The organism is Actinomadura decatromicini (genome assembly GCF_008121305.1).
Classification (GTDB): Bacteria; Actinomycetota; Actinomycetes; order Streptosporangiales; family Streptosporangiaceae; genus Spirillospora; species Spirillospora syzygii.
On record NZ_VSRQ01000007.1, the window covers coordinates 399,056 to 411,029 of the forward strand.

The following is an 11,974-nucleotide window of genomic DNA, read 5'->3' on the forward strand; positions in this document are numbered from 1 at the left end:
ACGCCCGCGACCGCCGCTCAGGACGCTACCGTTTCCCGGTGTGATCCGATGGCGCAAAGGCACAGTCGAGGGCATCCGTCGCGAATGGCCCGGGGCGGTCGAGCTGGACGTCTCGATCGAGGACGACTCGATCGGGGGCGTCCCGACCGAGGACGGCGGCACCTGCCGCGCCCTCGCCTATCCCGCCCTGGTGGGACGGCCCGAGCCGGGGGACGCCGTCCTGCTCAACACTACGGCCTTGGCGATGGGCCTCGGCACCGGCGGCTACGCCATGGTCGTCGCGGTCCCCGACCGGCTGCCGCCCGACCCGGCCGGCCCCGGGCACCTCGTCAAAGCCCGCTACACGCCGCTGCAGGCGACCGTCCTCGGCGCCGACGAGCAGGACTCCCCCCACCACGACGTCCTCCGCGACGCCGACTCCCTCGACGGCATGCCCGTCGTCGTCGCCGACCTGCACTCAGCGCTCCCGCCGATCCTCGCCGCGCTGCTCGCCGACCGGCCGTCCGCGCGGATCGTGTACGTCATGCCGGACGGCGGGGCGCTCCCGGCGTGGTTCTCCATGTCCATCGCCCGGCTCAAGGACGCGGGCGCCCTCGCCGCCACCGTCACCGTCGGGCAGGCGTTCGGCGGCGACCTGGAGGCCGTCACCGTCCACACCGGGCTGCTCGCGGCGCGGCTCGTCCTCGGCGCGGACGCCGTCGTCCTCGCCCAGGGCCCCGGCAACCTCGGCACCGGCACCAGGTGGGGCTTCTCCGGCGTGTCGGCGGGCGAGGCCGTGAACGCCGCGGCCGTGCTCGGCGGACGGCCCGTCGGGTCGCTCCGGGTCAGCGAGGGCGACCTGCGCGAGCGCCACCTCGGCGTCTCCCACCACTCCCTCACCGCCTACGGGCGCGTCGCCCTCGCCGCCGCGGACGTCCCCGTCCCCGAGCTCGGCGGCGGGTTCGGCGCCCGCGTCGCCGCCGGGGCCGCGCCGCTCGGCGAGCGGCACCGGCTCGTCCCCGTCGCCGTCGACGGCCTCCACGACATTCTCCGCGCCGCGGAGAAGGACTGGGGCGTCCGGCTGTCCACCATGGGGCGCCGCCTCGACGAGGACCTCGCCTACTTCCTCACCGCCGCCGCCGCGGGCCGCCACACCGCCGCCCTGCTCGCCTAGCCGCCCTGATCACCTAGCCGTCCTGCCCGACTAGGCCCGCTGGACGGCCGCTTCCTCGGCCTCCTCGGCGGTGAAGGCGGAGTTGAACGTGAACGCGCGGGGCGTCGGGCCCTCCGCGCGGAGCAGGGCGAGGCGCTCCAGGGCCTCGTCCACCGTCGGGACGTGCCCGGCCGGGATCCACCACATGACGAGGTGCGCCTCCGCGTGCCGCCGGAACCACTCGCGGCGCCGCCGCATCGTCTCCAGGTGCGCGCTGCGGTAGACGAAGTCCCACAGCGCCTCCGCCGACTCCCACACCGAGAAGTTGACCACCACGTCCGCGCCCGCGGGACGCATCCCGGTCGCGTCGGGCCGCCCCTCCTCGACCAGCCGCCACACGAAGCCGGGCGCGGCGTCGGCGAGCGCGTTCACGGGGTCGAGCAGCGCGACGAAGTCCGCCATGCGCGCGTCGTCCAGGGGGTGGATGAGGGTGGCGACGTTGAACTGGGCCAGGTGCCGTCCGGGGGCGTTCTCATCGGTCATGGGATCAGCTCACCACGCCGCCTTCTTCTATGTCAATCTTCATTGTTTTTAGAATCCGGGGTGGCGCCGGACGGCGCCGCGGCGACGCAGCACCAGCCTGGCCGCGGGTCCATCCGCACCCGCACCGCCGAACCCTCCACCAAGCCCTCCAGCAGCGCCAGGTTCATCCCGCACACCAGCGGCGGGAACATCTCCGCCACCGCGTGGAACGGGCAGTTCCGCATCCGCAGGACGCCCTCGCCGTCGTCCACGACCGGTTCGTAACCGCGCGCCTTCAGGAGGTCGGCGAGGTCGTCGAGGTTTCCGCAGGACTCGGCCGGGCCGCGCAGCGCCCGGCCCCTGCGACGCGCCGCGTCCTGCACCTCACGGTCCAGGCCCGCAGCCTCCGCCGCCTCCGCCAGCAGGCCCGCCGCCGTCCGGTAGTCCCGCGCCGGGACCGACACGGCGCGCTCTCCCGCCGCCCGCCGGTACACCTTCGCCGGACGCCCCGCACCCGGCCCCGACCGCCCCGACAACCGGCGGCTGCCCGCCTCCAGCAGCCCCGCGTCCACCAGCCGGTCCAGATGGAACGCCGCCAGCGTCCGCGTCACGCCCGCCGCCTCCGCGGCCTCGCCCCGCCCCACCTCGGCGCCCCGCGCCGCCACGAACTCGTACAGCCGCCGCCGCACCGGATCCTGCAGCAGCGCCACCGCCTCGATGTCCTCCACCCCGCCATTCTAAGAACAACGAGGACCGGAGTTAGAGACGGCGGTCAGTGCGCGCCGTCGAGTCAGTGCGCGCCGAGGAGGTCGACGACGAAGACCAGCGTGTCCGTGCCCTTGATGCCGGACTGCGCCAGCCCCTTCGGCCCGTACCCGAGCGACGGCGGCACCACCAGCAGCACCCGGCTCCCGACCCGCTGCCCGACGAGCCCCTGGTCCCAGCCCCTGATCACCTGACCGGTGCCGATCACCACGCCGTACGGATGCCCCGCCGACCAGGACGAGTCGAACGCCCGCCCGTCCCGCCAGAAGAACCCGCCGTACTGCAACGCCAGCAACTGCCCCTTCCGGACGGGCGGGCCGTCGCCCCGCGTCAGCGTCCGAACCTGCAACCGCTTCGGCGGCACCGCGCGCGGCACCGTCACCGATGGGGCCTTGCCCGCCGGGGCGTCTCCGACCTTGGGCAGCGCCGGATCGTCCAGGGGCGCCTCACGCCTCCCGTGCGGGCCCGACGTCCGCGCGTACACCGCCCGCACGTCCAGGACGTACACGAGCGTGTCGTCCGCGCCCACCTGGTGCTTCGGGTCGCCCTTCTCCCCGAAACCGTCACGCGGCGGAATCCGCGCCACCACCCGCGACCCCGGACGCGCCCCGTCCAGCGCCCGCGTCAACCCCGGCACCAACTGACCCGTCGGGAACGCGCCCGGCTGACCCTGCGCGTAACTGCTCGCCAGCAGCTTCCGCCCGTCGTCACCCCACCGGTAACCCACATAGTCGGCCACCACCAGGTCGCCCTTGCGCGCCGCCGCACCCTTGCCCTGTCGAAGGGTCTCCACCGCCAGCGAACCGGACGGGCCGCCCTTCGGAAAACGCACCTCCGGCAGCTTCCCGAAATCGCCGCGCACCGTCACGTCCACGCCGTCCCCGCCCGAACACGCCACGGACGACACCGACACCGCCGCCAGCACCGCCACCAGCGGCGACAACCGCGAACGACGGCTCACACGGCGGCACACACGACGCAACGGGGACCTCCGGGGGTGGCTCAGCGCTCCTGGCCGCTCACCCTACCGCCCAGGTGACCCACCGGTAGCCCCCGCCGCGCGTGTCGCCCAGGAGCCCCTCACATCCCCGCGATCAGCTTGTCGACCCGCTCGTCCACCGAACGGAACGGGTCCTTGCACAACACCGTCCGCTGCGCCTGATCGTTCAACTTCAGATGCACCCAGTCGACCGTGAAATCACGGCGCTTCTCCTGCGCCTTCCGGATGAACTCGCCCCGCAACCGCGCCCGCGTCGTCTGCGGCGGCACCGACTTCGCCTCGAAGATGTCCAGATCCCGCGACACCCGATCGACCGAACCCCGCTTCTCCAACAAGTAGTACAGGCCCCGGTCACGATGCACGTCGTGATACGTCAGATCGAGCTGCGCCACCCGCGGCGACGACAACGGCAAATCGTACTTCCGCCGATACCGCTCGATCAGCTTGTACTTCGTCACCCAGTCGATCTCACGCGACACCAGATCCAGATCGCCCGTCTCCACCGCGCGGAGCGTCCGCTCCCACAGCTCCAGCACCCGCTTCGCCGTCGCGTCCCCGCCGCGCGCGTCCACGAAGTCGCGCGCCTTCCCGAAGTACTCCTTCTGGATCTCCAGCGAACTCGCCTCCCGGCCGTTCGCCAGCCGCACCTTCCGCCGGCCCGTCATGTCATGGCTCACCTCGCGGATCGCCCGGATCGGGTTCTCCAGCGTCAGATCGCGCATCACCACCCCGGCCTCGATCATCCGCAGCACCAGGTCAGTCGCGCCGACCTTCAGCAGCATCGTCGTCTCACTCATGTTCGAGTCGCCGACGATCACGTGCAGCCGCCGGAACCGCTCCGCGTCCGCGTGCGGCTCGTCCCGCGTGTTGATGATCGGACGCGACCGCGTCGTCGCCGACGACACGCCCTCCCAGATGTGCTCCGCCCGCTGCGACACGCAGTACACCGCACCCCGCGGCGTCTGCAGCACCTTCCCCGCACCGCAGATGATCTGCCGCGTCACCAGGTACGGGATCAGCACGTCCGCCAGCCGCCCGAACTCCCCGTGCCGCCCCACCAGATAGTTCTCATGACAGCCGTACGAGTTGCCCGCCGAATCGGTGTTGTTCTTGAACAGGTAGATGTCCCCCGCGATGCCCTCCTCGCGGAGCCGCCGCTCGGCATCGACCAGCAGCCCCTCCAGGATCCGCTCCCCCGCCTTGTCATGCGTCACCAGATCCACGACACTGTCGCACTCCGGCGTCGCGTACTCCGGGTGGCTCCCCACGTCCAGGTAGAGCCGCGCCCCGTTGCGCAGGAACACATTGCTGCTACGGCCCCACGACACCACCCGCCGGAACAGATAGCGCGCCACCTCGTCCGGTGACAACCGCCGCTGACCGCGGAAGGTACAGGTGACGCCGTACTCGTTCTCAAGCCCGAAGATGCGCCTGTCCACACCCCGACCCTATGCGGCGCGGACCCCACTTGGCAGTCTCTCCACCCGACCACTTCCCACGAACCGGACAACCCCCGCACACGCCGCAGGCCCGCCACCACGGGGCCTCCCAACGGCCACCCCGCGGCGACGGGCCCGTACCCGCACGTCCTTCTCGCTACGCCCCGTCGTCATCCGTGGTCGACGTGCCCTCGGGCTCCGCCGCGGCTTTGCCGCCACCGGACGCGCCGCCGGACCCGGCGCCGCCGTCCGCCGCCGACAGCAGCTCACCGATCCGCGCCGCCGTCAACCGCTTGAACAACCGGTGCTCACGGTTGCGGTCCAGGACCGCGACCTCCAGCGACTTCGCCTCCAGCCGCCGCTCCGCGTCCTGCGCCTCCAGCGCCCGCACCGCCGTCTGCAACGCCGCCGCCAGCGACGAACCCTCCCGGTAGCCGTCCTTCAACGACTGCGCCACCGCCTCGGCCTGCCCGCCCATCGCCACATAACCGTGCTCGTCCGACACCGACCCGTCGAACGTCAACCGGTAGATCTGGTCCGTCTCCGCGTCGTCGCCCACCTCCGCGACGACCAACTCCACCTCGTACGGCTTCGCCGTCTCCGTGAAGATCGTCCCCAGCGACTGCGCGTACACGTTCGCCAGCCCCCGCGCCGTCACATCACGACGGTCGTACTGGTAACCGTTGATGTCCGCGTACCGGACGCCCCCCAACCGCAGATTCTCGAACTCGTTGTACTTCCCCACCGCCGCGAACGCGATCCGGTCATAGATCTCACTGATCTTGTGCAGCGCCCGGGACGGATTCTCCGCCACGAACAGGATCCCGTCGTCGTACTGCAGCACGACCACGCTGCGGCCACGCGCGATCCCCTTGCGCGCGTAGTCCGCCTTGTCCTTCATCTGCTGTTCGGGCGACACGTAGAACGGCATGGACACCGATCTGGATCCCTTCTAACGCAGCGGGGCGGTCGGACCGCCCGGCGACTCGTAACGACCATCGACGACGGCCCGCGCCAACGCGCCCACCTCGTCCTCGCCCAGGCGGCGGTACCCCTCCGACGTCACCGACGCCACCACCGGGAAGATCCCGCGCGTCAGGTCCGGCCCGCCCGTCGCCGAATCGTCGTCGGCCGCGTCGTACAACGCCTGCACGCACACCAGAGCCGCGTCCTCCGCCGGCAGGTCCGCCCGGTACAGCTTCTTCAACGCGCCCCGCGCGAACACCGAACCCGAACCCACCGAGTAGAAGTCCCGCTCCTCGTACCGGCCGCCCGCCGGATCGTAGGAGAAGATACGACCCTCGTCGCGCTCCTCGTCGTACCCCGCGAACAGCGGCACCACCGCCAGCCCCTGCATCGCCATGCCCAGGTTCTGCCGCACCATCGTCGCCAGCCGGTTCGCCTTGCCCTCCACCGACAGCGTCCGGCCCTCGCGCTTCTCGTAATGCTCCAGCTCCACCTGGAACAGCCGGACCATCTCGATCCCGATGCCCGCCGTCCCCGCGATCGCGATCGCCGAGAACTCGTCCGCCCGGAACACCTTCTCGATGTCACGCTGCGCGATCATGTTGCCCGCCGTCGCCCGCCGGTCCCCCGCCATCACCACCCCGCCGGGGAAGCTCACGGCGACGATCGTCGTCCCGTGCGGGATCTCGTCCCCCGCCCGCGACGCCGGCGGCGTCCGCCTGCCGGGCAGCGACTCCGGAGAGTACGCCCCCAGGAACTCCGTGAACGACGACGTGTCCGGGTTCGCGAACAACCCCGGCAGACGTCCGGTGTGCGAATCGTGGGACGCCACGCGACTCCCTTCCCTCCACCATTGCACCGGCTCCAGCAACCTCACCGGCGCGGACGACTACGACCCTACTGTTCAAGGTCGCCCAAGCGCATGCCGCATGATCCTCCGCCGAGTCAGCCCACGGCGAACCCTTCCATCGCGCCGTCCCGCGTCACCCCGTCCAAGCGGGACCGCCGATGAGGACCCCGAACTCCGGATTCGCCTTGCGGTGCCGCCCGTCCGCCTCCCAGTGCACCGTCCAGCCGCCGGGCGGCACGTTCAGCGGATCGATGTCCGGGACGGTGAACGACAAGCGCGTCCCGCCGTCCTCCGCCGGAACGGTCTTCACCAGCCCACCCGTCAGGTAGTCGGCCGCCCGCCGCAGCGCCACCGGATCGTCCCGAAGCTGCCCCATGCCGGTGTTGCAGCCGTGGCAGGCGATCCCGCGCACCGCACCGGTCCTGTGATCGTGGTCGACGTGCTCCGCCGGGTAGTCGAAACAGGCCGCGCAGTAACCGACCTGCATCTTCAGCAGCCACTGCGCGTCCGCGTCGTTGATCCCGTATCTCCGGCGAAGGTGGTAGTGCCTTCCGGTCCCGGCCATCGGGGAAGGCTTCCGCCAGTTCGGGTCAGAGCTCACACGGTCGGGACCTCCGAAGACCCTGGCGCCGGTCTCCAACTCCAGCCGTCGCGCGTGCGACCCGTCGAGCTCCAGGTACTCCGCGGCGAGGCGGAGGCGCTCCGGGTTGTCCTCGAACTGGCCGAGGGCGCCGTTGCACTTGAAGCACAGGACTCGCCGGACGAGCCCCGTCATGTGGTCGTGGTCGACGTGCTTCGGCTCGTCCCTGAGGCAGATGACGCAGATCCCGCCCTGCTCGGCGATCATCTGCTCCACCTCCTCCTCGGTCACGCCGTAGCGGAGCTTGAGGAGGTAGTTGCGCTCGCTGCCGTGCTTACGGCGCTTGCCCGCCGCCATGACCTTCGAATGACACGGACGGCAGTGATTGGCGAGCCCTGACTTGTTGGAGCGGTTGCTGCCGAACTCGTGGACCGCCTTGATCTCCTTGCAGGCGGGGCAGTACTTCATCCCCTCCGGGACATCCGAGTGCCTACGGTAAGGCCGCACCTCTTTTCCCTGCTCTGCCTGCTTCTTCCGGTATGACCGACCGTTGCGCCGACCGAAGCAAGCCTTGCAGTAATAGGCAAGGCCATCCTTGGCCGCTTTGAGTTTCCAGAATTCGGTGGCTGCCTTGACCTCGCCGCAGTCACCGCATTTTTTCGAACGCATGGGCGAGACCTTAACGGTCTCGCCCATGCTTTTGAAGTCTGTTTGAGATTGTGCGGACTATGTCCGGCTATGCCCATGGGATCCGCGGTTTGAATAAAGCGGACAAACCGGGATCACTCACCCCCCTTTTGGACATAAGCACGTACGAAGTCTTCTGCGTTCTCTTCCAATACTTCGTCTATTTCGTCCAGAATTGAGTCCACGTCGTCGGTGAGCTTCTCCTGGCGCTCCTGCACGTCCTCGGTCGTCGTGGCCTCGGTCTCCTCGACCTCTTCCGTGCGCCGAGTGGTCTGCTTCTGACCGCCGGTGTCCTTCGTGGCCATTCCGTACCTCCGCTCTGCCGGTGCCTCCGACCCTATCTCCGATCTTCGACGGCGAGCGGATCTTGAGCGTCCGTTTCGCCGCCTCCGCCCGGGGGCCGGGGGCATGCTCGGGTTATCGCCCGCCGACCGGACACTGAAACGGGCATACCGGTCACGAAACCGAGACCTGATCCGTCGCCGCAGGTCAGCACATCGAAAGGCACTCGATAGTAAAGCTATCCAATGGGTGCGCCCGCCAGCCCCGAGCGTTTGGACGGGGCTCTGGTCAGCTCTGGCCGGTCAGGGTGGCGACGAGGTCGGCGGCCGTCCGGCAGCGGTCCAGGAGGGCGCCCACGTGCTGCCTGGTGCCGCGCAGGGGCTCCAGGGTGGGGACGCGCTGCAGGGACTCGCGGCCCGGGACGTCGAAGATGACGGAGTCCCAGGAGGCGGCGGCGACGGAGTCGGCGTACTGGCGCAGGCAGCGGCCGCGGAAGTAGGCGCGGGTGTCCTCGGGCGGGTCCTCGACGGCGGACTCGACCTCGGCCTCGCTGACAACGCGGTCGATGCGGTCGCGGTCGACGAGCCGGTTGTAGAGGCCCTTGTCGGGCCTGATGTCGCTGTACTGGAGGTCGACGAGCTGCAGGCGCGAGTGGGACCAGTCGATGCCGTCGCGGGTGCGGTAGCCCTCCAGGAGGGCGAGTTTGGCGACCCAGTCGAGTTCGCGGGAGAGCTGCATGGGGTCGTCGCCGAGGCGGTGGAGGACGGACTCCCAGCGGTCGAGGACGTCCTTGGTCATCTCGTCGACGTCGGCGCCGAAGCGGTCCTCGACGTACTTACGGGACTGCTCGAGGTATTCCATCTGCAGTTGGACGGCGGTCATCTTGCGTCCGTCGCGGAGGGTGAGCAGGTGCTTGCAGGACGGGTCGTGGGACACGGCGCGGAGTGCGGCGACGGGCATGTCGACGGAGAGGTCGACGGTGAGGAAGCCGTCTTCGATCATGGCGAGGACGAGGGAGGTGGTGCCGAGCTTGAGGTAGGTGGAGAGCTCGGCCATGTTCGCGTCGCCGATGATGACGTGCAGCCGCCGGTATTTCTCGGGGTCGGCGTGGGGTTCGTCGCGCGTGTTGATGATGGGGCGTTTGAGGGTGGTCTCCAGGCCGACCTCGACTTCGAAGAAGTCGGCGCGCTGGCTGATCTGGAAGCCGTCGCCGCGTCCGTCGACGCCGATGCCGACGCGGCCGGCGCCGCAGACGACCTGGCGGGAGACGAAGAAGGGGGTGAGGTGGCGGACGATGTCGGCGAAGGGGGTCTCGCGGCGCATGAGGTAGTTCTCATGGCAGCCGTAGGAGGCGCCCTTGTTGTCGGTGTTGTTCTTGTAGAGCTGGATGGGGTGGGTGCCGGGGACCATGGCGGCGCGTTGCGCGGCGTCGGCCATGACGCGTTCTCCGGCCTTGTCCCAGATGACGGCGTCGCGGGGGTTGGTGCATTCGGGTGCGGAGTATTCGGGGTGGGCGTGGTCGACGTAGAGGCGGGCGCCGTTGGTGAGGATGACGTTGGCGAGGCCGAGGTCTTCGTCGGTGAGCTGGGTGGGGTCGGCGACCTCGCGGGCGAGGTCGAAGCCGCGGGCGTCGCGGAGGGGGTTCTCCTCCTCGAAGTCCCAGCGCGCTCTGCGGGCGCGCGCGGCGGACGCCGCGAGGTAGGCGTTGACGACCTGGGAGGAGGTCACCATCGCGTTGGCCCCTGGCTGCCCGGGTACGGAGATGCCGTACTCGGTCTCGATGCCCATCACCCGCCGAACACTCATATCGTCGAGCCTATCGGGGCGGCGGGGGTGGAGCCACGGGGCCGGGTGTTCGGCGGCGGATGTCGCGGGCATGCCGAGGCGGCGGCCCCTGGTCGGGGGCCGCCGCGCGGGTCGGCGTGTGGTGCCGGTTTACAGGTATTGGCCGGTGTTGGCGACGGTGTCGATGGACCGTCCGGCCTCCGCGCCCTTGGTTCCGGAGACGAGCGTGCGGATGTAGACGATCCGTTCGCCCTTCTTGCCGGAGATGCGGGCCCAGTCGTCGGGGTTGGTGGTGTTGGGCAGGTCTTCGTTCTCGCTGAACTCGTCGACGCAGGCGGCGAGGAGGTGGTTGACGCGAAGACCTTTCTGGCCGGTGTCGAGGAATTGCTTGATGGCCATTTTCTTGGCGCGGTCGACGATGTTCTGGATCATCGCTCCGGAGTTGAAGTCCTTGAAGTAGAGGACTTCCTTGTCGCCGTTGGCGTAGGTGACCTCCAGGAAGCGGTTCTCCTCCGTTTCGGTGTACATGCGTTCGACGGTGCGCTGGATCATGGCGTCGACGGTGGCCTCGACGGAGCTGCCGTGCTCCTTGAGGTCGTCGGGGTGGAGGGGCAGGTCGCCGAGGATGTACTTGGAGAAGATGTCGCGGGCGGCTTCGGCGTCGGGTCGTTCGATCTTGATTTTGACGTCGAGGCGGCCGGGACGCAGGATCGCGGGGTCGATCATGTCCTCGCGGTTGGACGCGCCGATGACGATGACGTTCTCCAGTCCTTCGACGCCGTCGATCTCGCTGAGGAGCTGCGGGACGATGGTGTTCTCGACGTCGGAGGAGACTCCGGATCCGCGGGTGCGGAAGATGGAGTCCATTTCGTCGAAGAAGACGATGACGGGGGTTCCGGCGGACGCCTTTTCGCGGGCGCGTTGGAAGACGAGCCGGATGTGCCGTTCGGTTTCGCCGACGTATTTGTTGAGGAGTTCGGGGCCCTTGATGTTGAGGAAGAAGCTCTTGCCTTCCTGGCCGGTCTTCTCGGCGACCTGTTTCGCGAGCGAGTTGGCGACGGCCTTGGCGATGAGGGTCTTCCCGCATCCGGGGGGTCCGTAGAGGAGGACGCCCTTCGGGGGCCGGAGCTGGTGTTCGCGGAAGAGGTCGGCGTGCAGGTAGGGAAGTTCCACGGCGTCGCGGATCATTTCGATCTGTGAGCCGAGGCCGCCGATCTCGTCGTAGGAGATGTCGGGGACCTCTTCGAGGACGAGTTCTTCGACCTCCGCCTTGTGGATCTTCTCGTAGGCGTATCCGGAGCGTGGTTCGAGCATGAGGGAGTCGCCGGCGCGGAGGGGGACTCCGCGGAGCGGCTCGGCGAGCTTGACCACGCGTTCTTCGTCGGCGTGCGCGATGACGAGTGCGCGTTCGCCGTCGTCGAAGAGTTCCTTGAGCATGACGACTTCGCCCTGCTCTTCGAAGGCGAGCGCCTCGACGACGTTGAGGGCCTCGTTCAGCATGACCTCTTGGCCGCGCTGGAGTTCGTCGACGTCGACGGCGGGGCTGACGTTCACGCGGAGTTTGCGTCCGCCGGTGAAGATGTCGACCGTTCCATCGTCTCGGCTTTCGAGGAAGACGCCGAATCCGGATGGTGGTTGTGCGAGCCTGTCGACCTCCTCCTTGAGCGCCACGATCTGTTCGCGAGCCTCTTTGAGGGTCGCTACGAGTCGCTCGTTCTGACCTGTCACGGCGGCCAGGTTGGCCTGTGCCTCATGGAGACGTTCTTCCAGCACACGTACTTGGCGCGGGGATTCCGCGAGCTTTCGGCGCAGCACGGAGATCTCCTCCTCCAGGAAGGAGATCTGCGTTTGGAGGTCCCTGACCTCCTTTTCGTGCTGCGCCCTGCGCGCCCCGGCATCGTCACGAGCGGCCACGCCCCGTCACCTCCTCACGAAGAGAGCCGACGACCTACTGAGACCCTACCTA

General features: G+C 69.2%; 11 protein-coding genes. 1 reads left to right on the forward strand and 10 read right to left on the reverse strand.

The window, feature by feature from the left end; all coding sequences use genetic code 11:
- Window positions 1-40 precede the first annotated feature (40 nt).
- Window positions 41-1,153: a DUF3866 family protein gene (locus tag FXF68_RS31835; protein ID WP_148765753.1), complete on the forward strand. Its 1,113-nt coding sequence runs from the start codon at window positions 41-43 to the stop codon at window positions 1,151-1,153.
- 30 nt (window positions 1,154-1,183) lie between these two features.
- Here the strand turns inward: FXF68_RS31835 and FXF68_RS31840 are convergent, their stop codons facing one another.
- The 10 genes from FXF68_RS31840 to arc form a co-directional block, all read right to left on the reverse strand.
- Window positions 1,184-1,675: a DUF3291 domain-containing protein gene (locus tag FXF68_RS31840; RefSeq protein WP_148765755.1), complete on the reverse strand. Its 492-nt coding sequence runs from the start codon at window positions 1,673-1,675 to the stop codon at window positions 1,184-1,186.
- A 32-nt stretch (window positions 1,676-1,707) separates the two neighbouring features.
- On the reverse strand, window positions 1,708-2,382 hold the full coding sequence (locus tag FXF68_RS31845; RefSeq protein ID WP_148765758.1) for a helix-turn-helix transcriptional regulator: 675 nt from the start codon (window positions 2,380-2,382) through the stop codon (window positions 1,708-1,710).
- A gap of 62 nt (window positions 2,383-2,444) precedes the next feature.
- Entirely contained in the window at window positions 2,445-3,380 is a 936-nt protein-coding gene (locus tag FXF68_RS31850; RefSeq protein ID WP_187438194.1) for an FKBP-type peptidyl-prolyl cis-trans isomerase, read from the reverse strand.
- A gap of 119 nt (window positions 3,381-3,499) precedes the next feature.
- Window positions 3,500-4,858 carry a Pup--protein ligase gene (gene pafA, locus FXF68_RS31855; RefSeq protein WP_021593623.1) on the reverse strand — a complete coding sequence of 453 codons (1,359 nt, stop codon included), beginning with the start codon at window positions 4,856-4,858 and terminating at the stop codon, window positions 3,500-3,502.
- A gap of 157 nt (window positions 4,859-5,015) precedes the next feature.
- Complete coding sequence (prcA, locus tag FXF68_RS31860; protein ID WP_148766152.1) at window positions 5,016-5,789, reverse strand: proteasome subunit alpha; 774 nt, start codon at window positions 5,787-5,789, stop codon at window positions 5,016-5,018.
- 21 nt (window positions 5,790-5,810) lie between these two features.
- On the reverse strand, window positions 5,811-6,656 hold the full coding sequence (gene prcB / locus FXF68_RS31865) for a proteasome subunit beta (RefSeq protein WP_148765762.1): 846 nt from the start codon (window positions 6,654-6,656) through the stop codon (window positions 5,811-5,813).
- Between the two features lie 151 nt (window positions 6,657-6,807).
- Window positions 6,808-7,722, reverse strand: a complete 915-nt coding sequence (locus tag FXF68_RS31870; protein WP_148765764.1) for an endonuclease VII domain-containing protein — start codon at window positions 7,720-7,722, stop codon at window positions 6,808-6,810.
- A 314-nt stretch (window positions 7,723-8,036) separates the two neighbouring features.
- Window positions 8,037-8,246 (reverse strand): ubiquitin-like protein Pup, encoded by a 210-nt coding sequence (locus FXF68_RS31875; protein WP_067886731.1) that lies wholly within the window; start codon window positions 8,244-8,246, stop codon window positions 8,037-8,039.
- Between the two features lie 265 nt (window positions 8,247-8,511).
- Window positions 8,512-10,029, reverse strand: a complete 1,518-nt coding sequence (gene dop / locus FXF68_RS31880; protein ID WP_148765766.1) for a depupylase/deamidase Dop — start codon at window positions 10,027-10,029, stop codon at window positions 8,512-8,514.
- 129 nt (window positions 10,030-10,158) lie between these two features.
- A complete protein-coding gene (gene arc, locus FXF68_RS31885; protein ID WP_148765768.1) occupies window positions 10,159-11,922 on the reverse strand; it encodes a proteasome ATPase in 1,764 nt (587 codons plus the stop codon).
- Window positions 11,923-11,974: the final 52 nt, after the last annotated feature.

Bases quoted from the DNA above. Each gene is read 5' to 3' on its own strand.
- FXF68_RS31875 (WP_067886731.1), bottom strand. From the start codon at position 8,246: ATGGCCACGAAGGACACCGGCGGTCAGAAGCAGACCACTCGGCGCACG.
- FXF68_RS31870 (WP_148765764.1), bottom strand. From the start codon at position 7,722: ATGAAGTACTGCCCCGCCTGCAAGGAGATCAAGGCGGTCCACGAGTTC.
- FXF68_RS31840 (WP_148765755.1), bottom strand. From the start codon at position 1,675: ATGACCGATGAGAACGCCCCCGGACGGCACCTGGCCCAGTTCAACGTC.
- dop (WP_148765766.1), bottom strand. From the start codon at position 10,029: ATGAGTGTTCGGCGGGTGATGGGCATCGAGACCGAGTACGGCATCTCC.
- prcA (WP_148766152.1), bottom strand. From the start codon at position 5,789: ATGCCGTTCTACGTGTCGCCCGAACAGCAGATGAAGGACAAGGCGGAC.